A 25,833-nucleotide genomic window follows, 5' to 3' on the forward strand; every position below is an offset into this window, starting at 1 on the left:
ATCAGCCGGCCTTTTTTCTAGACTTTGTTCCAGATGCCGCCCCGGACTTGGCTTTGCCTTTTATTGCTTTGGTCGCCGCCTGCCCGACCCGACCTAGGTTTGCACTCTTGCGAAGAGCCTCCTTGAGATCGATAACCTCGGCAGTCTTCGGCGCAGCCGGCTTCTTGAGCGGCTTCCCCTCAATCTTCGCCTTTATCAAATCTGCCAGTGCTGCATCGTACCGGTCATCGAAGCCTGCGGGGTCGAAACTGCCCATCTTGGTGTCGATAATATGCTGCGCCAGGTCGAGCATTTCTTGATCGAACTTGAAAATGCCCAAGTCGGCAAATGCCTCCGCTGCCGCTCGTACCTCATATTCGAAATTGAGCGTCGTGGCTATCAGACCATCATCGTCGGCACGGATCAGAACTTGTCGCGCGCGGCGGAAAAGGACAGTCTCGGCAATTGCGGCTACATTTTCAGATTTCATACCCTCGCGAACGAGTACGAAACCATCGCTGTCGCCGACTGGGGTAAGATAATATGGCCGGTCGAGATAGACATCGTCGATTTCGTCGCATTTGACAAATCGGGTGACATTCAGCGTCTTGTCGCTTTCGGGAATGGCCGCGGCGATTTCCGCTTCGTCGAAACTCAAATAGGTGCCCGACGACACTTCATAGCCCTTGACCTGATTTTCCCGCGGCACCGATTTGCCCGTGTCACCGTCAACAAATTCCCGGTTGAGGCGGTTTCCGGTCTTGCGATTTATCAGATTGAATGACACACGATCAGACGTTGATGCCGCTGTGAAAAGTGCAACGGGGCACAAAAGCTGATCAATTTTCAACTGCCCTTTCCAGTTTGCACGGCGTGCCATCGATTTAGCCCTTCTTCCGCTAAGCGCCATCTTCGCCTGGCTTGGTACCACCAGTACGCTTCAGATAGTGTGCATATGCGAAGCCGCTTACGAGAAGCACTGGCAGTCCCACCAGAACAATCCAAAACAACAACTCACCCATCTCACTCTCCCCCTATGTTCGTTGAAGACATAGATTTTGCTGCGTGAGACAAACTCGGAGAACGCCGCAATTGTTCCGATATTGCTTAGCGACGCGTAATTATAAATATTCTATCTATAATGATAATTGAAGAATCTATGATGTTATCAGAGTTATCTAGAAAAAGCTCGATCACATCTAGCTTTTCAAAAGGGATGAAATCGATCCTTTTGGCAGATACTGAAAGAGCAAAGCCTTCAACAAATTACAACATATGGCAAAATCACGTTTTCGCCATATGTTAGCAACCCATGAATTTCCAGCTCAGTGACGCTGGAAATTGCTCGATAATCCATTCGATATTTATCGTCCGACGGCACGCTATCGGAAGATTAACTTAAATGATACCAGCGAGTAACCTCAACCGTTCCTGACGTTTATTCTCCGCTGTCTTTAGTTTCCGTTTCACCTGGTAGGCTGCATTTTTGAGAATTTCATTGCCTTCTCCCCGACCAACCAAAAGGTCGTCAATATATGTGTCCCAAAGTATGTTATGCAGTTCAGCGGCTTGACCAGGGCGAAGCTCTGCTTTCTGAATTTTGAAGCGTCCGTTTCTGTTCGGAGCGATCGAGTATTGCTTCAACGGTGCCTTACACGCATACCAAACACGCTTCAGAATGGCTTCTAGTTGATGCTCGACGCAATAGGCGGCTGATAAGCCCAATGGCATTTTATCGGCATTTTGAAGATTTATTTCTTGTATTTTCTTAGCCAACTCAGCCGTTTGAATACCCGATCTAACCCATATAAATAAATGGGCGTGCCAGGACACCGTTTTCTTTCCTGTGCCGTTGAACCCGCCTCTTGGAAAGTAACCAGGCTCAATCAATCCCCAATAGTCAAACTCAATGAACCTAAATAAACACCGCTTTAAACACCTTATTGCATTGAGGTGATCTCCATTTAGGGAGGTAATTGCTGTATTGGGAGCAATGGTTACCCAGAAAGCACGAAACTCGGGGTTACGCCCGAGATAGCTACTAAATTCTTCATGCATTGTCTCCGCAAACGCAATTCGCGCTTCAACATTTGTCGCTTTAAGCGACAAAGCATCACCTTGCTTCAAATTCTTCGCAGCTTCATCGTACAAGGCATCCCAACCAGTATTTGTCAGGATGAGTTTATGCAATTTTCTGCGCTGCTTATGGTGCGCGGTAGCAAAAGATTCTCTATCCAGTATCGCTGGCATCGTCATGACAAGAAACCCTTATTGGTTAATATCGATGTTTATGCTAGTAATATAATCGGTATAATTTCGGTTATACCGATTATTAAGGGCTATTTGTGTGTTACAAGGGCGTTATATCTGTGCCAATACGTGTTATTTTTGTAGAATTCTCATCCTTTTTCTTGACTGATACATGTGATGTTACTATAAATTCACCCTCACACCCCATTTCAGCCAGCCTTTTAATGTAAGCGGGCGATTTCTGATAAATAATGATCGGTTGACCAGTCTCCGAATTGCCGACTCCTCTCTTTTTGGCATTTTTTCGCGCAAGCGTTTCGATACCTTCATTCTTAAGCATTTCAGCAACAACATCTGGCGCTAGATCTTCCGCAAATGCTGCCGCTAAAGCGCGATTGTATTTGCTCAGCGTTTGTCGCTCCTTTGCTGAGCCATCAAAGAGGTACGCAAAAAAGAAACGCAGCGCCTCTTCTGGCTTATGCGATTTTGGTTTTTGTTTTCTGGATCTAAAAAATTCTTCCCTGCAAAAATCTTGCCAAGAATCATTGTCATTTTTACATGCACGAGCTAATCCATAAACTCGAGTAATTATACTGTATGTCTTTTCTCGCGTGCGTAATTCTAGATTATTTCTTTCCTCTTTAAGATCATTCAATTCTTTTATCAAATCCATCTTAATATCCTTCTTCTTATTTATATTCTGAAGGGCCGTATTTATTTTATCTTTGGTTGCATCGCTAAGATCGATTTTCGCTCTCTTGTTCATTTCTGCCTCCATGCTTTGAACTAATACTGGGAAGTGTTTTCGTGTTTGCGCGCTTCGATGAAGGTCAGCAAATCGCCGTACTGATATCGAACAGCGCCGCCGATCCGACGAAAGGGCAGCTTCTCAACGCCCTGTACGCGCCAATTGGCGAGCGTTTTTGAGCGAAGCCCTAGGATCGCTGCCGCTTGTTCCGAAGTTAAAAGATGTTCAGGCTGATAAGTAATGGGCGGCGGCGAGATAGCCTTCACCATTCGCAGCTTTCGTTTAACCGGCTTTGCGAAAACGCCAAGAGAAAGCCCATACTGACGAACCAGATGTTCGGTCAGTTCGAGATATGAATTTTCAAGAGAAGAAAGCTGCCTTCTTTTCTTGACCATAATAGTGCTCCCGACAATGGCGGAAGACGAGGTCTTTGAATGCAGCTCTAAATCTCGAGTCAGCTCCAAGACATCGTCATCCGCGGTGAAAACCACGTTCAACTTAGTCTTTTCGCCAACTCTGCTTTTTCTTTCGCGATGCATGAACAACTGCATCAAAAAAGCGAAGCGTCGGATATACCTGCTTCTATAGAAACATTTTCATTTAGCTCTCACTAAATGGATACACCGATCTGTCTGATAAACTTAATTATCTCGATCGTTTGCGTTCAGCAGCTTGTTCAAGGCTTCTGAGTTGTAAGAGACTGCTATACTATTTCAATCTCGTCAAGAGAGGTCGCTAGCAATATAAAGAAATCTTTATACGCCCATGCACAACGCAAAATTTAGCAAAATAATCGAACCCGGCTGAACGTGAGTACGACGCCGCTTCGGATCGATGAATCCTGCTGGCTGAAACGCTGATATGGCTAAGTGCGATTGGCGGTCGCTGTCAAAAAGATGCGCGCGCTGCTCGTCGAGTTGCTTAATGACGCACCAGTGATTGAGCGTTCCATACACCGCGGCCAGCACCGCAGTATTGGATTGCGCAAGGTGATCGCTGATTGTATTCACCGACTCCATTGCTTCTAAGGGCCTTCTGAGTGCAAACGGTCGGCGCATCACAACCTCGATGTTGTGATATTCACGCATGTGATCTTGTGCAACATGCGTCAAGGCGATCATGCCATATAATGACAAGCCATCGTTCACCAGCTCAAGGTGACCGCGGCTTTTAATAGCGTGATCAGTCAGTTTTCGAAACAGCTCTTCCCAATGCTCGCCTTTCGCCGATACCAATTCATTTCGTAAGGCCCAGCGAATACCGTTGATCAGGGCATATACACCGCAAAGTGAATCGAGGTTGCCCTGGAGATAAGGTCTGAGCTTTGGCCAGTGATTATCCGCCATGATTGCGATTGCCAGTTGCTCAATATTCATCAGCGAGCATGATGGTCATAACCCGCACGGTCACATTGGGATCTGCCTTGTCAGGTGAATGCATCGACAAGCTCTCATCGTAATAGTCGATTTTCCAAAAAACCGAATGCTGGGCGATTTGAACGAAGCCAAAGTCATGCTCGGTATGGGGATCGTTTTCCTCGATGAAACTATCAAAGCTGCGAATGGCCTGAACAATGTCGTGAATCTCTGATTGCTGAAGTGCCGCGATCCGTTGTGTCATCATAATGCGACCGCCGATCCCGTATTTGCGCAAGCGATCATTGAGCGCCGCGATGATTTGAGATTGCAATATGTTCGTGCTTTGTTCTAGGTTGTTGGTCATGCGAGGTTCTCCTCTGTTCAGGATCTAGGCTCATTTCATTGTTGTTGGAGTTAGGTAACTGAGCGCTGGCTCAGATCATGCGAACGAGCTTACGCTGCGCATCGCTATCGCCGTCGATATAAGCTTGGGTGGTGGTGATCGATCGATGACCGGCGAGAAGCTGCACATCGCGCAGTGATCCACCGGCTTTGTGAACAAGCCTAGCGGCCTGCGTAACAAATGTCCGGCGGCCTGAGTGCGATGAGCATCCTTCCAAACCGGCGAGCGTATAAATATGCTTAAACCAGTTGACGACGGATTTTGCTGACATTGCCCTGCCCCGCTCACTTACGATGACAGGGCCATTCAAATGGCCCCTACCCTTTGCAAGCTTTTGCAAAGCTTTTCGAAGATCGGGGTGTATAGGCACACGCCGAGGATGAGCATTTTTCGTAATACGACCCGGCAAGTTGATGGACGTGCCGAGTTTGTTGTTGGCGTCGAGCAGCATTGACCATTCGATCTTGGCGATTTCGCCTGCACGAAGTCCAGCCTTGAAGCTTAAAAGCAACATGGCGGCATTGCGGTCAGGATGTCGGAGGGTATTTGCTGTTCGAAGCGCTTGTTTTATCTGGGTTGTATTCACCGTGCGGGCTTGCCGGTGCTGCGCCATTTTGGGCCTCGACTTGACAAACGATGTCGGCATTAAAGCCGAAAGTTCATCGTTTGTCAAGGTGCAGCCATAATTATAGAAGCAATATCAATATCTTAGTAGTATCCACTTCATTTTTCTCGTTGGAGACACTGCTTATTCTTCGAGGAAGAGTATGAACAAAATGACGCGTGCTTTCACACGGTTTTGCCAAATGCGTGTCATGCCATTTGACAAAGCATACCCAAACCCAACCACATCAAAACGGAATGTTTGTCGCCTTTGTTACACCAGTCTCCTGGCACATACGCACCGCCGTATTACCGATAATAACAAAATCGAAGCTCTTCTTTTGTTCGTTATAGATGCCCCAAAAGGGAGCATATCCAGAATAAGCGCCAAACTGGTTCTTACCGTTCACTGAACCACAAACGGAATAACTGCCATCAAAGATCCTCGCCGCAGCGATATCATCCCGGAAACGTGCCGACGTCTCATCCCGAAGCTGCTGCCCGACTTGGCTCTTCACAACAGCGATATCGTCATGATCCAGTTGAACGGGCTTACCAGGGCCGTAGTTTACGATGCCAAACATGTAATACATGAGTGGGCTATCTTTCTTCAGCTGCATTTGCTGCTGTTCATCGAGGACGGATTGGCCGGTAGGAGAATTGACAATAAATGCACCCGGGTCTGTGTTTTGCGGCAAAGTTTGCTCTGACTGCACGCTCCCCGGAGCAGGCGGCATTTTTTCGACGTGGCTGACGGCTTCGATCCATTTTCGCTCTTCATTGAAATTGCCTTCAATCCGGCATTCATTGTCCATTTGGCAGATTTTGAAGATTTCTTGGCCGACATTAGATTGGGTCAGGAAACCGTAGGAATTCCCGCCGTCACTCCCCGTGATTTCGAACGCACTGTCGGTCGAACCGACGACAATTCGCCCCGTCATGCTTTTTTGGACGACACTTTCTCCGGGAAATTGTTGGTCGCCCCCTCGCTGGCGCTCGCCAATTTTCCAGGCACATATCGTTGCTGTTGTGCTTTTCCAGCAAGCTCCGTCCTGCTGCATATAACCAATAGCAATATCGGGCTGACTGTAACTACCTTTGCCAGCGTTCCAGTATCCGCTATGAACGGTCGAGACATGGTCGACATTCACAGCAGCCGAGTACTTGCCCGAATAAACAGAGAAGCTGCCACTTTTATCGGCTCGCCACTGGCACGCGCCATCAGCATATGTTTCGCCGCCGACCGCAATGAGACAATCAATGGCGGAAAGATTGGGTGTTGAATTTGCAGTTTCTGTTGAATGCGGGCCGTTTTCATCATCGGCTTCAATCTTTGATCGAGCATACTCGGCGATCTCTTCAGTCGTCGGCAATGCGTAGAATGGCGAGGTGACCCCAGCAGCTTGCGGCAGGGTTTTAGGGTTACACCGGTTTAGCGCTGTCAATTGGTCGCCGTACTTGAATGAAAACCTCGTCGCGCTTTGGATCGTATAGATATCTTCTGTCGTCTCGACGTCATCGAGGTTGCGCCCGCAGGTTTGCTTTACCCTATATTGCGACTGGTTTATTTTCTCGACATTCTCAAAACGACAAGCGGAACTTGGCCAGTTCAGCGACTTGCTATCGGTATAAATGACGTTAGGTCCCAAACCGCCAGAACAATTGCCGTCAGCAATGGTGTAAAATCCCGATTGTATTGGCAGGCTGAAGCTCGAAGCCCCCATACCGCCTTCGGCGCAGGACCAAAGCATATCGAGTGCGTTGCTCGAGCCCTTGAGCGACACGTCATACGTTTCATTGTTAAAGGATATGCGAACCCGAGCCGCCGTTCGGATACGGTTTTCAAGGCTGTCTTCCCCTGCCCCCGATGGCACCACCACTGTATTCTTGAACGACGCTCTCACCGTCGTCGCTATTGACCGATCGCTATCGAATGCAATCGCCCCATTCCACTCCGTTCCTTGTTCAAGGCGCCAATCAGCTGACGTCAAGCCAATCTGGAAAGTCTCATTGTTGTTTACATATATAATGGCGTGCACATTTTTCTTGATGTGACGCCCCATGACGCAGCCTTTTTCCGGGTCTTTTTGCTTTGGAAAAGCGATCCAGCCGTTTTCCTGGAAGATAATTTGCGGTCCGTTGGCGTAGCTCACTGAAGGCACTAGGACGCTCGCAGCAAAACTCAGCGATGCAATGAACGAACTGAGTAAAAAACCCCGACCAAGAACGAACTTTGAGGTCTTCGAACTTTGGCCGAACTCAAGCGCTGGCGCTGATTGGTTCTGCTCCATGATCATATTTTACCCCGTCTTGTGAATGTAGCGTTTGAGGATAGGTGCCTTGAGTGCGGTATATTCTTCCGCCGATATCGCGCCGTTTTCGAACAGCGTCTTCAAACGTCGCAGCGTTTGCACGCTCTCGGCGGCAGAATGATCGCTCGATGCAATTGGGTCGTTAGTCGAGCTGCCCGCCAAAACCCTGTTCTGATCCCCGTTCATAGTTGGATCGGCGCGAACATTAACTGGGTCATTAACGAAGAGATTGACGCCGCTTTCGCCGCCATTGCTGCCGTCTTCGCTAATGTGCGCATAATGCAATGCCCACACCAACGCTGCTATCCAACCGACAACCGTGCCGCCGAAGGCAAGATTGACGACGAAAATCAGCCAGCGATTGGGATGCTGGCGCCGAAAGGCAACAATTGTCGGAATGAATATGACAGCCAGAATGGCAACAATCCCGGCGATGAATGCGAGCGCCAAAAGCGCGGTTTGCATATCGCCCTGCCCTGCCCAGGCGCGTTCTGAAAAAGCGAAGACCATCATCGGTGATAGGCTAAGCAGCGGCAATTGCCGCTGCAATGATCTAGAATGTTTCCCCATGGCACTGCCTCACCGTGAAGGGCGGGTCAGCACATTGGCTTTCAACTGCTTGAACTCATCCTCATCAATCGCCCCCGAGGCGCGCAATGATGCGATTTTTTCCAACTGATCGAGAGAGTTCCCCGAAGCTGGCGTCGCAGGCTTGGATCCAGCAAATGGTTCATGCGGTTCATATCCCGGCGTCGAGTCAAATCGATTGCGGCCCGGTGACGATGGCAGGCACATGAAAATCAGCACAGCAAGCTGACCAATCAGCGGCACGAACACCGCCAACAACCACCAACCTGATCTGTCGGTATCATGCAGGCGACGAACGCCAACAGCGATCGACGGAACCAGGTGGGCCAAATACACCAAGCCGGTAATCACCCCCGCAGGTTCATCGTGAGCGCTACGAACAGCCCACCTTTTCTTTTGTGAATGATGCCGCGAGATAAGCTTCTTTATTGATAGGAGCGGACCGAGATGATTGGAGATCGCGCTGATGCCATGCTTGAAGACATGGATGAAGCCAGGCATGAGGGAAAGTACCATCGGATCGAGGTGATTACCGGCCGGCGTCAGCGGCGCAATTGGACTGACGAGGAGAAGGCACGGATCCTTGCGGAAAGCGCGGAACCTGATGTGAACATCTCAGCCGTTGCCCGGCGCTGGGGCGTCAATCGCGGCTTGCTGAACGTCTGGCGTCGGGACGCTGGGCTGACGTCTCAACGATCCGCGAGGGTCAGTGCGCAACAGGCGATGTTCGTGCCGGTGACGGTGACTGGCGATCAAGCGTCGGTCCCAGGCTCGCCGCCAGATGTGGCCCACTTTGGCGTCGGTCGAATTGAGGTCGAGATTGCTGGCGCGCGCATGACGGTTATTGGCCCGATAGCACCAGAACTGGCGCAAGCGATGGTGGCGGCCTTGCGAGGTCGCCGGTGATCGGCGTTTCGCCGAGTGGCGTGAAGATCATGGTGGCAACGCAACCGGTCGACTTCCGGCGCGGCATGAATGGCCTTGTGGCGTTGGTGGCGTCAGCACTTATGGCCGATCCCTATTGTGGCGACGTGTTTGTGTTCCGCGCCAGGCGTCTGGATCGGCTTCGCTGCATTTACTGGGATGGGTCAGGCATGATCCTGGCGACGAAGTGGTTGGAAAGCGGAAAGTTTGTTTGGCCCCCGATCCGCGATGGTGCAATACAGATGAGTACCCAGGAGTTCTCGCTTTTGCTGGCGGGCATTGACTGGACGCGGGTCAGGCGAAACGCGGTGAGACGCCCCTCAAAAACAGGCTGATCCTATTGGTTTTGCTTGAAAATTCAGGCTGATATGGTAGGGTCAGTCATGCTGCTTCGACCCGATCCCTTGCCCCAGGATGCTGCGCAATTGACCCGGATTATTCTCTCGCTCGACGAAGAGAATGCCGATCTCAAAGCGCGTGTTGCCTTCCTTGAGCGCCAGCTCTTCGGGACGAAGTCGGAGAAGATGACGATCATCGATCCGGCCCAGGCAACGCTCGACCTGGGCGATCTAAGCGATATTCCCGTTGCAGCCAATGACGATGCCGCACCGGTCGGTGAAGACAAAACACAGGCACGGCGGTCACCTGCCCGCAATATCGGCCGCTTGCCGAAGCATCTTCCGCGCCATGAAGAGATCATCGAGCCGGAGAGCAAGATTTGCCCCTGCTGTTCGTTCGAACTGCATTGCATCGGCACGGACGTCAGCGAGGCGCTCGACATCGTACCTGCTGTTGTCCGGGTCAAGCGGACGATCCGGCCGCGCTATGCATGCCGGGCCTGTGAGAGTGCCATCGTGCAAGCACCTGCACCGGCGCGGGTGATGGACGGTGGCATGGTGACCACGGCGTTTGCCGCGCATGTCGCTGTTTCGAAGTTTGCCTGGCATCTCCCGCTCAATCGCCAGGCACAGATGCTGGCCTCCTGTGGTGTCAGTATTGATCGTGGCACGCTTGGCACCTGGGTCACGCGGGTCGCCTGGTGGCTGGAGCTTCTCTATGACACGCTTACCGTTTTTATCCGCTCACAGCCGAGGGTGTTCTGTGACGAGACGCCGTTGCCGCAGCTCGATCCGGGGCGCAAACGAACCAAGGTCTGCCAGTTATGGGCGCAGGCGGTTGACGACCGTCCATGGAATGGTCCGGCACCACCGGCCGTGGCCTATATCTTTGCCGAAAGCCGCAGCGCCCGCGAGATCGAGGGACAATTGTCGTCGTTTACCGGCGTGCTTCAAGTCGATGGATACCAAGCCTATAAAACCATGGTCAAACGTCGGGGCAAAAGCAATGTCGCCCCCATGCGGCTGGCCTTCTGCCTTGCCCATGCTCGGCGCAAGTTTGTCGATGTCGTCAAGCTGACGGGCTCTTCGGAGGCTTTGTCGGTTCTTGCCAGGGTTGCGGAAATCTATCGGATTGAAGCAAAACTGCGCGGCGAAAGTGCCGATACCCGGCTCGTCGTGAGACGTCGCGAGGCCGCTCCAGTCATGAGAGAGCTGAAAGCCCATCTCACTGAACTGCGCGAGGAGGTGTCGGCGAAATCGGCGCTTGGCAAGGCCATCGGCTACACGCTCAACCATTGGAGCGGGTTGACAGCCTTCCTTGATGATGGCCGGGTCGAGGTGGACTCCAATGTCGTCGAGCGTTCAATGAAGTCCGTGGCCCTGACGAGGAAGAATTCGTTGTTCGTGGGCAACGAGCGGGGTGGAAAGTCCTTCGCGGTCATCGCATCGCTCGTCAATACTTGCAAATTGAATGGTGTGGATCCTGAGACCTGGCTTGCCGATGTGCTGGAGCGCATCATCTGCGGCAAAGTGAAAGCCACTGAAATGGAAAGCCTCCTGCCGTGGACCTGGAAGGCTGAGCGTGAAGCGATGATGCAGCAGGAGCGACGGGCGGCATGACGCACAACAGCCAGGAGATGACGGCACGTCCGAAGCTCGATGACGAGGCGTTCGAAGCCTTTATCAGGGGACGCCGTCCGGCATCGCCAATCTGGTCAATGAGCGGTCTCGATGGTTATCTTACGGCTCTGATCATTGGCCCAAAGTTCATTGACCCACGCAAATGGATCCCGGAACTGACCGGCCCGGACGCCCTGAACCTGCCGATGGAAACAACCGAACATCGGGCCGTGCAGACTATCGTTGCGGAATATAACCGTATCTCGACAAGCCTTTCCGAAACCCCGAAAGACCACCGGCCCAGGTTCACCAGGATCGATGACCAAACCTGTGATCCGTTCGATTGGGACGTCTGCTTTTTGCTGGCAACAGGATACGCGCCGAGACTTTGGCAGCCGGTTCTTCGCGGTCATGCCGTCACTGGCGATATCATTGCGCCAATTCGAAAGCTCGGAGAGACAAAACGCAAAGCCACCCGCAAGGACGTCACTGACGTCGCCGAAGCACTTGTCAATATCCGGACCTACTTTATGCCGAAGCGGGCAAAGCAGAAGTTCTGACTGACAGCCAAAACCCATTCCGTCAATCACGAAAGACGTGGGCTATTCGTTGCGCTCACGGTTCATCAGTGGTCGTATCGCCAAAAACCTGATCGATCATCAAGGCAACGATCAACATTCCGAACAATACCAGGCTGAACAGCCAATACTGCGACCGCGTCGCGCGCCCCGAAAACACAGCATACTGCCGCATGGCATTCACATAATGATGCATCATTACTCCCCCAAGATGGTGTCCAAATGTACGAAACGGCACGCCTTCAGCTGTGCGTAAGTGCCGAAGGGTGCCGCCTATGATTAATATGTCGAATATATACGATGGATTAATGAGGATCAAGGTGGTCGCGTTCGGGCATGAACGCACGCACCCGAATTGCTTGGAATTTAAGGCAAATACGCTCGAGCCAGGGCATTACGCAGGAGAACCTTGCGGTCGATGCAAATGTTGATCGCACCGCGATCAGCGGCATCGAAACGGGTGACTATAACCCCACTATCGATTTGCTCGAGCGACTGGCTGAAGCGTTGTCGGTCGATATTGTGGATTTAGTTTCGAAAGTGCCTGAAGGAGCTCAAGCGCCTCGGCCCATGCGTGCGGGCCGAAAACCGAAGCGCAGTTAGTTAGTCGCTTTTAAATCACTGTGGCTGATTCGCGCCCCCAACTCGGTCATTAGTTGAGAAAAACAGCTTACTCAAAAGCCGCCATACATTTACCTCGTATGATCGAGAAATTTTTAGTGGCTTTTGTTTTCGAGCAACTTGTCGATATCTGTGCCTAGAGGGATCTCAACCCTAATCCCTTCTGGTCCGTGCCAAGGCAACATTCCCAATTGCCACATCAACCTTTCGACATGGACGTCTAGTGCGAGAAATTCGTCGAAGGACTCCCACTGTCCGAACCGCATCAGAAGACGCTCAAGCCGATCACGAAAGATGGGGAACCACTGCTGCAAACCGACATCTGCAAGTGCAGCCGACAGTTCGCCGTCGGCATCATAAGGGTCGGTGCCACTCGCGGCGCAATGCCCAAGAAGGTCTGCTGCGAACTGAAGGGCGTAGGAAATACGCGGCATGACGGTCCCAAGAAGGCGGTCCAAATCCCCATGGTGCCGATACTCTAACCTTGCTGCAAAGCTGGTTGATTTCATCTCACCCAAGGCAGTAATGAATAGCTCACGTTTGACAGAGACATGATGATGTGGGCCGCTGAAGCCTGCACTGATATGCGAAGCAAGATAACTGAATATAGCTGGATGAACGCTTGGGTACAAAAAGCCATGCAGCGGGTCGCTGATTGGCTTCATCCATACACCCGGCAGGTGGTGCTCAATCATCTCTGATATCGCCACCTCCGTTAGCTGCCTCACGAAGATGTACGATCCCCATTCGACAGTATCGCTTTCTTCGGCGAGCAGGGCAAAGGCGGCTCTCGCATCGAGGATGATCCGTTCCTTCCAGTGCCCGCCTCTTTGAACCGACATGGTCCTTGCGATCCCTTGGCCGATTTCCTCGGGAGTCGAGTCCGGAGCGGATGCCCCTTCATACCCCCGATCAAGCGTGACCACTGCCTCGCGGTAATCGGATGTTATGGTAATGCCCTCCAAACGCTGCAAAGGAAGCGCCTGCGCAAGCGAGGTGACTATCCCTTGAATAGCGTTTGATAGTTCCTGGACGTTTTCAGCATCGCCGCAACCTATCAAAGATAGTTCGTATTGCCATGGCTCGTTACTCTGATTGTTGAGATCCGCTGGAAAGATGGGCGCATCCTCATCTCTCGGTTTCGGCACTATCGTCAGATAAGGTTCCAGTGCACCGCTGATGCCCTCCTCGATGAGCGTCATCGAGCGCTCTCCGAGTTGCTTATGCAAACCTGTCAAATATTCGTTTATCGTCGGGGCGAGGAAGAAATCGTGGCTACATCGTGCAGCCTCATCATTGAAGTTAAGCAATTGCGTCACGTTATATATTGTAGCTGCGCCCACCAAAAGTTTGTCAGGCGTCACCGGCAAAATGATGGCAGAAACTGCCTTCCAATCCGAGAACATTGCGGGCGCGGTCTGTCCTGATTGATCAACGGCTAGCGCGGCACAATCAGGCAAAATCGCCCCTTCCCGCTGAGCAGACTGAACAGTCCAGTTCAAATCTTCCAGAAGTTTAAGGCGAGGCGACGAACTGGAAATTTTCGCTAAGGTTTTGTTGTGCGTTTCTCGCACGAAACCATCCGTTGTTTCGAGCCATGAACTGAATAGATCACGCAAAAGCGGAAGCGTATCGGCCGCGAGCGTTGCGAAGTTCTCCTTTGCTGCAACGAATGCGATTCGCTCAATTAGGTTCACCGGTAGCCCGAGACTCTCAATTCCTTCGATCTCGCTGAGCTTCTCGGCAAGGTTGTTTCGGAAGGCCGCATTGGGTTCGTCCTCGTTCAGTCCCATCAATGACTGAATGCGATCATCGTCACCGAGAATAGTCTCCATACCATGCGCCATCATGCGCAAACCGCGTTCCATGTTCACGCGAACATGGGCGGTGCGCGGCACGAGATGGTTCACGATCTCGGCAGCGTCGGTCGAGTTGACGACGGCACCGACAGGCTGGGCGCGGATACCGGCTAATATTCTGGAAATAGGTGTCTCTATTTCCGTGATGTCGTCATCAAGAGTGCGTGCGTTATCGGTCGCAGGGCCAGAATAGAAGTACTCCGAAGCACCCACTTCCTTAAGCCGCTTCGGTTCAGGAGCGACGCCACGGGCGAAGACCCAGATTTCCTTGCGCTTCGGCCGAATTCCAAATGGCTTTTGAAGGAAACGGGGGAGATAGTGCTGATTTGGTCCGCTAGACAAGTTCTCACCGCTGGCATGGGTTCCGAATTCAAAAAGTATATCTACGCTGCTCTTTTCGCGAGGTCGATACCGATAACCGTTACTTCGTCAATTCCTGGAAATTCCTGCGCAACCTCTTCCCAACGGTTCTGAAGCGCTGCGATCAGACCTTCAAAATCAACCCGGTTAGCTCCACCCGGAACATCCCAGCCAGCCTTTTCGCCCGTGCGCACCAGAACGAAAACGCCGCGTGCTGACCTGTTGTCGCGCAAATAGTCGCCACAGAGCTGGTTCTCCAACCGCTCGAAAAGCTCGGGGCCAGTCCACTTGTCGGCCAGCTTCAACTCGGTCGGCACGGGTGCATCAAATCCCATCCCGTGGAACCTGATGTCAGGCTTCTTGGCATCTGCAAACTCCTCCTCTTGCGGGACGGAATAGCGAGCGGACGCCTTCTCACGAAGCTCACGCCCGATATACTTCCGCATATCGGTTTCAAGCGTCGCACCTGCTTTGAGTATTGTCGCGATGCTACTGTCCCCGTTCTCAAGATCATCTTTCAAATCAAGGAGCCGCATCACCGCAAGCTCTGCCAACTCTCGATGATTGGCCGGCGTTCGTTCCAGCTTGTCATGGAAATCGCGGACCTGTGCAGGCATCCACGGCGCGATATCCGAGTCCTGCTCGGCCTTCACCTTTGCCAAGTGGGTGAACCATGGACGGGATTCCACCTCCGGGTGAGATTGCGATATTTCTTGCAGGGCCAGGAAGGCTTCCTTGCCGGGGATCTTGTTCAGCAGATCAAATAGCCCGTTCCTTGAGTCTTGCGCCTTGTCGCGCAAACCTGGCGAATAGACCCCTTTGCCGGCGCGATCGATGTCCTCGCTTTGCCGGATATGACCATGCATCAGCAGGTAGAGAGTCTTCAAATGCCGGGGTGTTTGATATCTGGTCCTGGTGCTGGCTGCGCTTCTGCGACCGCCCCATAGGCTTGTTACAAAGTTCATCGCGAATTCCGTTCGCGCCTCGCCCTGCGGCAACTCTTCAAAATAAGCTGCAAGGTCGGGAATTGCGGCTTCAGGATCGACGCCTACCCATACGGCGTACCAGTGAGCCACATGCTGCGGGGTGTATACTGACTGGACTTTTTGCGATGCAAGCGCGGCTATTTCCTCGTCGGACAGTGCCGAGCCCTGCAAAATCTTGAGGAGCTTGTCCAACGTGGCTGCGTTCGCAGGCTCGGATTCCTTCAGCAGATTTGCGATATGCGGGCCGAGGGTGGCCCAGCTCCATTCACCTGACCAGCTAACGTCACTGAGGACGTAATGATCCTCCTTTTCAGGTGTTACTTTCGAAAGCTCGAAGCGAATCTCCTGAAGAAGGAAATCTGTGACGGTGCTCGTATGTGCCTCGAAGAGCTTGGGAAACCAGGTTGGGAAACCGTTCAATTCGAACGAGGCATATCGGCAGGCGAGTTCGATGTCTGCTTCGCTGAGACTTTGCACCCAATTTGGTGTCTCCTGCGCTTCGATTTCGAGTCCGGCCAAGCCAAGAATTGCCGACATTGGTGTCGAGTTTTCTGGTGCCCCTTCCGAACGAATAGTCGGTCTCTCACGCCGCCAATAAGCCACAATTCCGTCACGGAACGCCTGCGCGATATCCTTGCCGAACTCGGCTTCCAAGTTTCTCCAGTTTCCATGAGTCCACCTACCGGAGCGATCGCTATCGCGGCGCATCCGCTCGTGAAGGTAGGTTAGGCCGTTGAAGACATACCCGGGTTTGGTCAGACTCGGGTCGCGCAATTTATCGAGATTTTCGCCCAAGTACTTTTTTGAGTCTGCCAGATCCTTTTCCTCTTTTCGTTTTCTTTCTTCGGAGCGTCTTTTCCACTGCGCTTCCTGACGTTTCCAGGCGCGGGCGTCCTTCCCTTGTGCTGGCGGATTGAGGAACTTGTCCAACTCATCCGACAATTCGGTGTTGCCGGAGACGAGTCGCTTGAGCTTTTCACGCCACAAACGCGGCCGGTCGTTTGTGATGTAGAGTCTAAAAGCCAACGATAGCGCGACAAGCTTGTCGTCTTGGAAGGGCTGAGTTGCAATTTGCTCGGAGACATAGTCGAAATCCTCCGCGCCAAAGCGCCAGAATGGCTCCATGACAAAAACTGACCAGAAATCGGTAAGCCGTTCGTTACGTTTTTCGTCTCGCCGTTCTCTCGCGAGGTTAATTTCATACCAAAACAGGGCTCTTTTCAGTTCCGGCCACTCTGGCACAAGAGTTGAGAACTTCGTTCTCGCATCGTTGAGTTCGCTGTCGAGATAGTGACGTCCCATTCCGAACTTATCGAGAATGGCCAGCACGGCGGGTTGCAGAGACGCTGTATGACGGGCTTCGATGAGACGCTCGACCGCCTGGGATGCGGGCGTCATCAACCAAGTAAATTTCTGCGATATCTCGCAAAAACGTCTCTCAATCACTGGAGGTGTGTTGAGCAATTGATTAAAGCCGATAAGCAACTCGGGCAGCTGATCGAGGCCGGCGGCCTGAACGAAGGTGCTCACAGCGTCAGAAAGGCGATCAACGCTGTACCGCTCATTCTCTTGCGTTTTGCCCAAACACTCAAGCAGCCACTTGATCGTGTCCTGTGTTGGAGCAGTTTCTTTCGTCAATTCGGCAAGCCAGTCGCGATCCAGTTCTGCCGCTTCTACGAGAAAACTGTTGCGGATTTCTTCTTGATCCTGCTCGGACCCAACTGCCCGAACTGCTCTAAACGCGGCAATGCGGGTGTACTGTGAAGCGGAAGGTGAAAGCGCGATATGCTTTGCCTCGGGCAATGCGCCGGAGAGCTGACCCAGCCAGACCATTCGGAGCAGAAAAGCCTTTAGTTTTTCATCGGTCGCATACTTGGCCAGAAGGCTGCGCACATCGTCGGTCAGATCGGGATTGGAGAAGCGTTGTACCGCCGCATAGTCGGTCATCGAGCGGCCGGATGTTCCGCTTGCCAGTTGCTCGCAGACTTCATGGAGAATGAGCCTGCGCGTCTCCAACGGTAGTTGGCTCGGATCGCCCCCTTCAAAAACCACCTCAGGGGCAACTTTTCGCAACCTCTCTCGGATCTTGGGATCGAGGATAGCCAGCCAGGGTAAGATCGGACGGAGCGTGGGAACGATGATGTCCAGCCCATACTGGTTGGTGAAGAAGAGGGCTTCGATCTTTCGTCTTGAGGTCTCTCGGCCCAACAGCTCAGCGAACCATTCCGCCGCGAGATACTCGCGGACGGAGCGATGATGGAAGCGCACAGTTCCATAGATTGCTTCGTCGAATATCGGGCGGGACAGCAGCGTTGAGCGTTCTCTGTCGTCCCAATCAGGAAGCACGTCGTGGAGAGCGATACCTTTCGAATTTTCGGCCCCATCCGGAACTCGAATAGTCGAGTCTTGCGCCAAGGTGGTCGCTGCGGCTATCAACTTTGCTCCTTGCAGAGCCTTTTGGGGAGCCAGCGGGTATACATCGATGCGCTCTTGATCTCTCTCCTGGAGACGCCGCGATATGCTGTTGCGCATGATTTCCAGGCGGCTTCCGATGCGGCCCTGATCAACCCAGAATTCCGTCAGCTCCATCAAATCCTGTGGTCTTGACGTGAAGGACCATGCATCGGCGCGCTCGATGGCCTCAATGAAGGCTTTAGTGTCATTGATGCCACGGGCATTAGCAAATGCCTCGATTTGAACACGAGACAGGTCGTCCAACGTGACGATCTTGAAGACGGGCTGGGACTTTTCTGCCGGTCTATCCGAAGTCTCAACAGCGTCCTCGATCGTGTCGTCGATGCCGGAAGCCTCGTCTTCCTTCGCCGTCTTCGTGGCAGGCGTGAAAGGCAAATGAGTGACGCAAAGCGCAAGATCGGTTTTGGGGCGCCACGCATTGGTGCGCCCGGTGACAACGATGTGCGAGCGATCCTTCGCCGTCGCGATCCGCCTTCCTAGTTTCTTGATTGCGAGCGCGAAGTCTCCGGGATTGCGCAGGCGTGCCTCATCAACGGAGTCCAGCAGGAGCCATCCTTCGTCATTCGATGCGAGCCACGACTGAAACTCTTCAAATGTCCCGACCTCGAATCCGTCTTCGAAATCGTTGGGTATATATTCGAGGCGGATGAAAAACGCTGACTTGCCTTGGGCACGTAGATCGAGAGCGATATTGCGAATTTCAGCAGTTTTACCCGAGCCGGCTTCCGATAGGATAATGACACGGTACCGCTCAATCAGGTTTGACCAAGAGAGCCGATCACCGACACGAAACGCCCGACTCAGTTCGAGATCATCGTCCTCGTTGGCGTACTTGGATAGTTCGTGAAAAGTGCGGTTCAGTTCTATAAATTTATACTCGGAGTCGCTTTCGATCATCTTATTCCATTTAGGGTGCGGAGTGACATCCTACTATCACGCAAAGGAGAACAAGAGAAGAACGATTATGCCGCAGGGCCAACAGCTCTCACCCTAGAAGAGACGTCGAAATTTCATGTTTACGCTCGGAATGTCCTATTTGCGTGTTCCGAACAAGAAAGCTGTGAATCCGCTCACGGCCCCGTCATCTAACTTGAAGGTGTGCGTTTTCCTTGTAGCCAATGGTGGCCATAGGAGAACTGAAATGGGTATGTCACAATACGATCCTGGCGCACTGGGTCGACCGGCTTGGAATGCGGGCAAGCAAGTTGGCGTCAAGAAGCCCCTGAAGCAGTGCCAGATATGGGCAGTCCGCTTTTTCCTCGACCGTGAAGGAAGGATGCGAGATCGGGCGCTTTTCGATCTTGCCATCGACAGCAAGCTCCGCGGCTGCGATCTGGTAAAGTTGAAAATCGGGACACTCGTCACCGGCCAGGATATTCGAACTCGGGCGATGGTCGTCCAACAGAAGACTGGACGACCCGTGCAGTTCGAAATTACGACCGAGGTCAGAGCTAGTCTGCTTGCCTGGCTTCAACGAAGGGGAGGAACAGTCGATGACTATGCCTTCCCCAGTCGCGTCGACCACGCTGATCATCTCAGCACTCGGCAATACGCCCGGCTAGTCGATGAGTGGGTAACGGCGATCGGCCTTCGTCGGGAGGACTACGGTACGCATTCCCTGCGGCGAACGAAGGCTGCTATGATCTTGACCTTGCCCCGTTGAAATAATCCATTTTGAAGTAAGCTCTGGCCCATTGAGAGGACCAGAGAATGAAGCGCAACCGTTTCACAGACGAACAGATCATTGGCATCCTGAAGGAGCACGAGGCGGGCACGCCTGTCTCGGAGCTTTGCCGCAAACACGGTGTCAGCGATGCGAGCATCTATAAATGGAAGGCCAAGTTCGGCGGGATGGACGTGTCTGAGGCCAAGCGGCTGAAGACGCTGGAGGACGAGAACACGAAACTGAAGCGGCTTCTGGCGGATGCGATGCTCGACAACGCCGCGTTGAAAGACCTTTTGGGAAAGAAGTGGTGACGCCCGCAGCCCAGCGGAACGCTATCGCGCATCTGATGAACCAACATCGGATGAGCGAACGGCGGGCGTGTAAAGCCATCGGTGTTTGCCGGATGACAGTTCGTTACGAAAGCAGCCGCATCGACGACCATGACCTTCGCGAGCGAATGAAGGCGTTGGCGCATGAACGCCGCCGCTTTGGCTACCGACGCATTCATGTCCTACTCAGACGCGAGGGGCACCTTGTGAACCACAAGAGGCTCTTCCGGCTCTATCGGGAGGAAAAGCTGATGGTGCGCAAGCGCGGCGGTCGCAAGCGAGCGATCGGCACACGAGCACCGATGCTGGTTCCGATGACAGCCAATGATCGTTGGTCACTGGACTTCGTGTCGGATCAACTCACCGATGGACGCAGGTTCCGGATTCTGACGGTCGTCGACGATTGCACCAGGGAATGCCTGGCACTCGTCGCCGATACATCGCTTTCCGGTCTGCGCGTTGCCCGCGAGCTTGACCGGATCATCGAGGAGCGCGGCAAACCGAAAATGATCGTCAGTGACAACGGCAGCGAGTTCACCAGCAACGCGATCCTGCAATGGACGGACAAGACTAAGGTGGATTGGCACTACATTGCGCCTGGCAAACCCATTCAGAACGCTTTCATCGAAAGCTTCAATGGACGGCTGCGAGACGAGTTCTTGAATGAAACCCTCTTCTCGTCACTGACCCATGCTCGATCAGCGCTTTCAAACTGGCGCGGCGATTACAACGATCACCGTCCACATTCTGGCCTCGGCTGGCTGACACCTGCCGAGTTCGCTCAGACCATCAACCCGCGACGTGATGCGGTGCTGCGCAGCCGAAATGGCTCCGCACCGCAACCCGCCGCTACCGCCCCAAATACAGCAACCCAAAACCGCTGGAGCGAACTCAAAACTGGATAAAACTTGGGGGCAAGGTCAGGATCTTCTCGGTGTAATTTTTTCACGTCAGCGTGTTTCGCCATGAGAATATTCTGATACGCATAAAAGCACATCCGGTGAAATAGTCCTTAATAGTGCAACATATTTGGGCCTAACTGGACCACCCAAACAGCGCTCTATTTTCGCCCGCGCTGGCGCTCAACGCAGGTCTTCGCATCCTTTCCCGGTGCGCATTCGTCTTCCTCTTTTTTCACGCGGTCCTGCTTCTGTGGCTCGGAATTTAGCGGAACGTGAACCGCATCTGGGTCAGACGGCGGCTGATTAGGAGACGATGGCGGATTGCCTGGCACCTCCGGTTCTTGCGTGCCTGACTGTGTCGGCATACCTGATTCCTGTGCAACTGCTATATTCGGGGCGATCAGTAGTAGCGCAAATATGACTAAGTTTTTCATTTTCCTACTCCGAGTTTAAATCATGGAACTGCCTTACATCTTCACTCCGCATCTTACGAAAGAAGGGCCTATTGAACCTCAGAAGAGCCTTGTTCGCCGCTGTTCTGAGGAGACACCCCATAATAATAAGGTGTTGCGAAGATAAATCCCAAGATTACAGCAACGGCTAAAATTAAGAACAATATCGACTTACGCATTCATTTCTCCTGTCCAAGACAGACTAAACGAACCGCCACCATTCGGGTTCCGTCCTATCGACAAACATCTGAAGCGCACTATTTGCCGAAAGCGAAAATAGTCAGGGGATCAGGATGTCCAGTTCGGAAGAGACGGAGCCGACGGCAGACGGGCTGAAGGAAAGACTTCCATCGAAGTCAGCCGCCATCCACGAGCTAATCCGACGTGATGGTGAGAAGGAAATCAACCGAGATGCAATGGCGCTTTTCTGGTCAGCCATTGCAGGCGGAATTTCTATGAGCACATCCATGATCGCTCGGGGAATTTTGGAGACTTACCTTCCAGACAGCGATCTTTTCTTCCTTGTGAGCTCCGCAGGATACACGGTCGGGTTCATCATCGTCATCATCGCCAATCAGCAGCTATTCACGGAGAATACGATCACTCCTGTCTTGCCTTTTATGACAGAGCCGACGCTGTCTCATTTCGTGAAAATGATCAGGTTGTGGACCATTGTTCTCTTCGGGAACTTGATTGGCGGTGCAATTGCAGCCTTCGTTATGGTTAGTATGCCGATTTTCTCGGACGAAGTGACCAATACGTTTGTTGACATGGGTAAGCACCTTATAGCCAACAGCAGCAATGAACTATTCAGTAAGGGAATAATGTCAGGCTGGCTTATTGCTACGTTGGTCTGGATGCTTCACAGTACAAAGCAGGGGCACCTAGCATTAATCTTTCTCATCACATACCTCATAGCTATCGGCGATTTAACACACATCGTAGTGGGTTCAATTGAGGTGCTATTTTTACTTATGATTGGAGAAGTCACCCCGTTTGATAGCATCTTTAAATTCGGGCTCCCAACTTTGTTCGGGAACGTCGTTGGAGGAACTTTCATCTTCGGATTAATTTCGCACGCACAGGTGCGTGCCGACGAATAGTCAGGCGGTTCAGTCATACTGCGCAGCAAGCAGCGCCTTTGTTTTCGGTGAAAGGTGCGCTCAAGCAATCCATAGACATTCTTCAAATTCAGTTCTGGGAATTCCAGGCGGAAGCGAATGGGCAGATAGCCATTCTAGCGCGTTTGATAATCACCACAATTAATTTGCTACGCCGACCTCATTGAGCGTCGGCGATGACAATTCAGGCCCCTCCACATCAAGGCGTCATCAGACCAGGGCTCTTGCTCTACGAAATGCAGCAGAGATTGATGCTTGGCAGAAACCAGCCCCGGCGATGTTACCGCCGCCAGCGGCTCTACGCTTTCGCGCGCCACTGGGATCATCAACCCAGTACAATAATCCTGAAGGGTTCAGCCCTATCAACATACCCGATTACTTCGATCAGCGCCTCCAAAAGCGCCTCGAACACACTTTCTTGTCTATTGTAAGTCTTATCCATGTCGACCATCTACGCACGTGGTACATACCGTAGCTGACGTGACGACGTGACGTCCTCTTGCTGCAAGCGATAGGCACACAACGGATGCCGCGGTCAGTTGTCGCGCACGTAAGCGTTGCCCGCGGGATGTCTCGTAGAGTTTGCGGTAGACTACGGCTTCCGTGCTACGGCTGTTTGGTCTGGACGTGCTTGCCTTCGCACTGTTGATCAAGAGTCAATTGCTCTTTAATTCGTTGCAAGTATCGGGATCAAACCTTGGCCCCCAGTCAAGTGCGCCACCGGGCGGTCAGCACCAAGAAATCTTCGTTTGGAACAGTTATAGTTTCGATGCGTTCCTTAGGAAGGAACAGTAGGGAGGAGGAACGATGAACAATAACGAGATGAAAGCCTGCATTGATGCATGTTTAGCTTGTTATCAGACATGCATCGGAATGGCGTCCACACACTGCCTCGAAGAAGGTGGGGAACATGTCGAACCCACACACTTTCGAACCATGCTTACTTGCGCCGAAATATGCAGGAGCTGTGCCCATATCATGCTCTTGCGGACGCCTTTGCACCAAGCGGTATGTCGAGCCTGTGCTGAAATATGCGAGGCCTGCTCCAAGAGCTGCGAGGCACTCGACGGGATGGACGAATGTGTCGCCGCTTGTGATCTATGTGCCGCGACTTGCCGGGAAATGGCCGCTTAATGGCCAGGCATAATATGCAAAAACTCGAACAATTCCTTACTGTTCGCCGTTTCGGTCCGATAATTTAAAAGGAGAATCTTATGGCATGGCACCCCGAAAGCATGCTTTCCGAACAGATCTACGCACGCGCAGAGAGGTCAGCAGCCTATCTTCCCGCCTGTCAGATCATCTCAGCAATTTATCCAGCGCGACTGATGACGCGCTCGCATCAACGAAAGACGCTGTAAATGTTCTCGCCGAAGATGCACGTGAACGTGGCCAACATGTCGTACAATACGCACGAGAAGTCCCAGGCACCGCTCCGCGTGGGTTTCTGTTGGTCTGGTGGCCTTAATGGCCTACATGCTCATGAAGGGCAGACGCAGCCGTTGACGGTACAATCGGCGGGCAGCCTACCGCAATAGGCCTAACCGCCGAAACAGCAGCCGGAGGAGAAACCGCGCTAGGGAAGTTACTCCGGTCGTGAACGAGGCATAGAACGCCCAGTAAAAAGGCCTGCGCACGGCGTTCCAATTAGTATATGCCTTATTCACCCCGGTGGTGACTTGAATGCGCGTTACCGACAATCAGGCTGTTTCTTATTGTTTGTCAAATATGTCCCCATAAAGCCTTCAAGAACAGTCAGGACACGACAAACAAGGGCCTTTTTCTGAAATCTCGGCGGCCCGGCTAGAATGCCCATCTTGCTCGCCAATTCCACCTAACGTCTGCCCAAGGGAGCAGCATCTTCAACCCGGTCTAGCAGCGCGCCCAAGGCCGAACTAATGCCTGCTAGAACAGGTATACCCGCTGGCCAGTTGTCATAAATTAGGCTATTTCGCGTCGTTAGACGTCACGTTCAACAGCCCTTTGATATGCTCGCTGACGTCCTCCGCAGCCGCAAGCAACGCGCTGTCCGGACGATGTATATAGCGAGAAGTAACGCCTCTTCCCTTGTGCCCTAACAGTCCAGCTATTGTGCCATCAGAATACCCACACCCCGAAGCAAAAGACGCATACGTATGCCGGAGAGTATGGCAAGTGACATTATCCAATTCCGCTGTTTGAAATATTCGGGCAGCCTCACGTTTCGTTCCTTGATACGGGCCGTCTCCCCTTGCTCCAGGGAATACCCAGTCTGAACCAGACAGTTTATCGATGTTCGATAAGATTTTCGTTGCTGCGCTACCAATTGCTCTGAGACTTTGCCCCGTCTTCGTGTCCCCGAGACGCAAACATCGCTGAGATAAATCGACTTCAGACCATCTCAAAGAAGCAATTTCGTTTAGTCTGCATCCCGTCAACACAAGTAGATGAACGACTGTCAGAGCATAACGATGAATTGCTTTTTCATTACAATCGCGTCCGGCAGATAGCACCTTTCCCAGTTGTTTCAGTTCTACTTCTGATAGGAATCTTTGCCGTGGCTGTCCTCGGTATCTGCGAACTCTGTGAACAGGATTGTCGCGGATCAAGCCTTCATCGACTGCCCATGTCATAATCCCTGACAGCAAATCCGCGACGCGAGCAGCAGAACCTGCACCCCCAGTTACAATTGCTCTGCCGCGGGTCCCAGTTTTGATACTCGTAGCTGTTTTTCCCACCGTGATATCGTGGATCAGACGCTTGACAACTTTAGAATCCACCTCGATCACATGCTTCTTTCCGATAAGTGGCTTAATGTGTCGCTCAATGCGACCCACATCAATCTGAAGCGTCGACTCCTTCTTAGGTCGGTGAAAGCGAGTTAAAATGGCACCTGCACGGGCAGCTTTCATATAATCGTCGCAGAGTTCCGCGACAGTCAACGGACCTTCAGCAGATCGTTGTTCGTCTCTCGCGGCCGCCGGGTCGCCACCTGATGCTACCAAGCCTAGAAGGCGTTTTGCCTCGAGACGAGCTGTTTCAACGGTCCATGGTGATCCATACTTTCCAATAGACATCCATCGCGAACGCCCTCGAACGCTATACTTGAGAATAAACACTCGAGCGACGCGCTGCCGCCTCACCCCAAAACCTGCCACGCTACCCCTGCCGTCATCCCACAAAATTGTGTCGGGTGTCAGGCCGTCTACGTCGTTTTTCGTAATTGGCATATCAAATCCTAGCAACAGATTAGCAACTTTCAGCACATGATTTGAACAGAATATTCGGGAAGATCAAGGATGCGCATAAAATTTTTATTCATTAAATACAGTAAGTTAGTGAAATTCCGGGAAGTATCGGGAAATAGCAAGCCGCCGTTGAC

At 52.3% G+C, this 25,833-nt stretch carries 25 protein-coding genes and 1 pseudogene; 9 read left to right on the plus strand and 17 right to left on the minus strand.

Annotation, left to right across the window (positions count from 1 at the left end):
- Position 1 precedes the first annotated feature (1 nt).
- From ku to OANT_RS22320, 11 genes are all read right to left on the minus strand, one after another.
- Positions 2 to 859: a non-homologous end joining protein Ku gene (gene ku, locus OANT_RS22275; RefSeq protein WP_012093603.1), complete on the minus strand. Its 858-nt coding sequence runs from the start codon at positions 857 to 859 to the stop codon at positions 2 to 4.
- 19 nt (positions 860 to 878) lie between these two features.
- Positions 879 to 1,001, minus strand: coding sequence for a hypothetical protein (locus tag OANT_RS27215; RefSeq protein WP_255412162.1), 123 nt, complete (start codon positions 999 to 1,001; stop codon positions 879 to 881).
- Positions 1,002 to 1,377: 376 nt separating this feature from the next.
- Positions 1,378 to 2,235 (minus strand): hypothetical protein, encoded by an 858-nt coding sequence (locus tag OANT_RS22280; RefSeq protein ID WP_012093604.1) that lies wholly within the window; start codon positions 2,233 to 2,235, stop codon positions 1,378 to 1,380.
- A 94-nt stretch (positions 2,236 to 2,329) separates the two neighbouring features.
- Positions 2,330 to 2,995 (minus strand): hypothetical protein, encoded by a 666-nt coding sequence (locus tag OANT_RS22285; RefSeq protein ID WP_040128543.1) that lies wholly within the window; start codon positions 2,993 to 2,995, stop codon positions 2,330 to 2,332.
- Positions 2,996 to 3,015: 20 nt separating this feature from the next.
- Positions 3,016 to 3,516 (minus strand): helix-turn-helix domain-containing protein, encoded by a 501-nt coding sequence (locus tag OANT_RS25160; protein WP_158304334.1) that lies wholly within the window; start codon positions 3,514 to 3,516, stop codon positions 3,016 to 3,018.
- 216 nt (positions 3,517 to 3,732) lie between these two features.
- Complete coding sequence (locus tag OANT_RS22295; RefSeq protein ID WP_012093607.1) at positions 3,733 to 4,353, minus strand: hypothetical protein; 621 nt, start codon at positions 4,351 to 4,353, stop codon at positions 3,733 to 3,735.
- Complete coding sequence (locus OANT_RS22300) at positions 4,343 to 4,699, minus strand: DUF3768 domain-containing protein (protein ID WP_012093608.1); 357 nt, start codon at positions 4,697 to 4,699, stop codon at positions 4,343 to 4,345. Before OANT_RS22300 ends, OANT_RS22295 begins: the two co-directional genes overlap by 11 nt.
- 70 nt (positions 4,700 to 4,769) lie before the next feature.
- On the minus strand, positions 4,770 to 5,411 hold the full coding sequence (locus OANT_RS22305) for a tyrosine-type recombinase/integrase (protein WP_235823032.1): 642 nt from the start codon (positions 5,409 to 5,411) through the stop codon (positions 4,770 to 4,772).
- A 178-nt stretch (positions 5,412 to 5,589) separates the two neighbouring features.
- On the minus strand, positions 5,590 to 7,638 hold the full coding sequence (locus OANT_RS22310; protein ID WP_012093610.1) for a hypothetical protein: 2,049 nt from the start codon (positions 7,636 to 7,638) through the stop codon (positions 5,590 to 5,592).
- 3 nt (positions 7,639 to 7,641) lie between these two features.
- Positions 7,642 to 8,166 (minus strand): superinfection immunity protein, encoded by a 525-nt coding sequence (locus OANT_RS25165; RefSeq protein ID WP_049768444.1) that lies wholly within the window; start codon positions 8,164 to 8,166, stop codon positions 7,642 to 7,644.
- A 66-nt stretch (positions 8,167 to 8,232) separates the two neighbouring features.
- A complete protein-coding gene (locus tag OANT_RS22320) occupies positions 8,233 to 8,577 on the minus strand; it encodes a DUF805 domain-containing protein (protein WP_246750205.1) in 345 nt (114 codons plus the stop codon).
- Positions 8,578 to 8,688: 111 nt separating this feature from the next.
- Here OANT_RS22320 and tnpA point away from each other — a divergent pair, with 111 nt between their 5' ends.
- Genes tnpA through OANT_RS22340 form a run of 4 tightly spaced genes read left to right on the plus strand, consistent with a single transcriptional unit; the run spans position 8,689 to position 11,683 of the window.
- Positions 8,689 to 9,147 (plus strand): IS66-like element accessory protein TnpA, encoded by a 459-nt coding sequence (gene tnpA / locus OANT_RS22325; protein ID WP_011983064.1) that lies wholly within the window; start codon positions 8,689 to 8,691, stop codon positions 9,145 to 9,147.
- Positions 9,144 to 9,500, plus strand: a complete 357-nt coding sequence (gene tnpB, locus OANT_RS22330; RefSeq protein WP_011983063.1) for an IS66 family insertion sequence element accessory protein TnpB — start codon at positions 9,144 to 9,146, stop codon at positions 9,498 to 9,500. The genes tnpA and tnpB overlap by 4 nt, the downstream gene beginning before the upstream one ends.
- A gap of 48 nt (positions 9,501 to 9,548) precedes the next feature.
- On the plus strand, positions 9,549 to 11,123 hold the full coding sequence (tnpC, locus tag OANT_RS22335; RefSeq protein ID WP_011983062.1) for an IS66 family transposase: 1,575 nt from the start codon (positions 9,549 to 9,551) through the stop codon (positions 11,121 to 11,123).
- The gene (locus OANT_RS22340) at positions 11,120 to 11,683 is read left to right on the plus strand and encodes a UPF0149 family protein (RefSeq protein ID WP_012093613.1); all 564 of its coding nucleotides are present in this window, start codon (positions 11,120 to 11,122) and stop codon (positions 11,681 to 11,683) included. The genes tnpC and OANT_RS22340 overlap by 4 nt, the downstream gene beginning before the upstream one ends.
- Before the next feature lie 55 nt (positions 11,684 to 11,738).
- Here OANT_RS22340 and OANT_RS26550 read toward each other — a convergent pair whose 3' ends face one another.
- Positions 11,739 to 11,900 carry a DUF805 domain-containing protein gene (locus tag OANT_RS26550; RefSeq protein ID WP_115179319.1) on the minus strand — a complete coding sequence of 54 codons (162 nt, stop codon included), beginning with the start codon at positions 11,898 to 11,900 and terminating at the stop codon, positions 11,739 to 11,741.
- A 137-nt stretch (positions 11,901 to 12,037) separates the two neighbouring features.
- On the opposite strand from OANT_RS26550, the gene OANT_RS22350 reads away from it, so the two are divergent.
- Positions 12,038 to 12,304, plus strand: a complete 267-nt coding sequence (locus tag OANT_RS22350) for a helix-turn-helix domain-containing protein (protein WP_012093615.1) — start codon at positions 12,038 to 12,040, stop codon at positions 12,302 to 12,304.
- Positions 12,305 to 12,417: 113 nt separating this feature from the next.
- On the opposite strand, the gene OANT_RS22355 is transcribed toward OANT_RS22350, so the two are convergent.
- Together OANT_RS22355 and hyoA are read right to left on the minus strand one after the other, a co-directional pair.
- Entirely contained in the window at positions 12,418 to 14,523 is a 2,106-nt protein-coding gene (locus OANT_RS22355; RefSeq protein ID WP_012093616.1) for a DUF4238 domain-containing protein, read from the minus strand.
- Between the two features lie 41 nt (positions 14,524 to 14,564).
- Entirely contained in the window at positions 14,565 to 18,899 is a 4,335-nt protein-coding gene (hyoA, locus tag OANT_RS22360; protein WP_012093618.1) for an NACHT domain-containing antiphage protein HyoA, read from the minus strand.
- 244 nt (positions 18,900 to 19,143) lie between these two features.
- On the opposite strand from hyoA, the pseudogene OANT_RS22365 reads away from it, so the two are divergent.
- A pseudogene (locus OANT_RS22365) lies at positions 19,144 to 19,647 on the plus strand (tyrosine-type recombinase/integrase); the annotation flags it as partial.
- 65 nt (positions 19,648 to 19,712) lie between these two features.
- Positions 19,713 to 20,902, plus strand: a protein-coding gene (locus OANT_RS22375) for an IS3 family transposase (RefSeq protein WP_086000502.1) whose coding sequence is annotated in 2 segments (ribosomal slippage) — positions 19,713 to 19,962 and positions 19,962 to 20,902 — 1,191 coding nt in all. Because the reading frame shifts where the segments join, the coding sequence is not laid out codon by codon here.
- Between the two features lie 499 nt (positions 20,903 to 21,401).
- On the opposite strand, the gene OANT_RS27220 is transcribed toward OANT_RS22375, so the two are convergent.
- Positions 21,402 to 21,530, minus strand: a complete 129-nt coding sequence (locus OANT_RS27220; RefSeq protein ID WP_255412161.1) for a hypothetical protein — start codon at positions 21,528 to 21,530, stop codon at positions 21,402 to 21,404.
- 114 nt (positions 21,531 to 21,644) lie between these two features.
- Between OANT_RS27220 and OANT_RS22385 the strand changes: the two genes are divergently transcribed.
- A complete protein-coding gene (locus tag OANT_RS22385; RefSeq protein ID WP_012093622.1) occupies positions 21,645 to 22,454 on the plus strand; it encodes a formate/nitrite transporter family protein in 810 nt (269 codons plus the stop codon).
- Between the two features lie 167 nt (positions 22,455 to 22,621).
- Here the strand turns inward: OANT_RS22385 and OANT_RS27450 are convergent, their stop codons facing one another.
- On the minus strand, positions 22,622 to 22,798 hold the full coding sequence (locus OANT_RS27450) for a hypothetical protein (protein WP_080514363.1): 177 nt from the start codon (positions 22,796 to 22,798) through the stop codon (positions 22,622 to 22,624).
- A gap of 481 nt (positions 22,799 to 23,279) precedes the next feature.
- Between OANT_RS27450 and OANT_RS27225 the strand changes: the two genes are divergently transcribed.
- A complete protein-coding gene (locus OANT_RS27225) occupies positions 23,280 to 23,606 on the plus strand; it encodes a four-helix bundle copper-binding protein (protein WP_012093623.1) in 327 nt (108 codons plus the stop codon).
- 812 nt (positions 23,607 to 24,418) lie between these two features.
- Here the strand turns inward: OANT_RS27225 and OANT_RS22390 are convergent.
- Positions 24,419 to 25,681 (minus strand): tyrosine-type recombinase/integrase, encoded by a 1,263-nt coding sequence (locus OANT_RS22390; RefSeq protein ID WP_012093624.1) that lies wholly within the window; start codon positions 25,679 to 25,681, stop codon positions 24,419 to 24,421.
- Positions 25,682 to 25,833 lie beyond the last annotated feature (152 nt).

The sequence above is a fragment of the Brucella anthropi ATCC 49188 genome (assembly GCF_000017405.1).
GTDB lineage: Bacteria > Pseudomonadota > Alphaproteobacteria > Rhizobiales > Rhizobiaceae > Brucella > Brucella anthropi.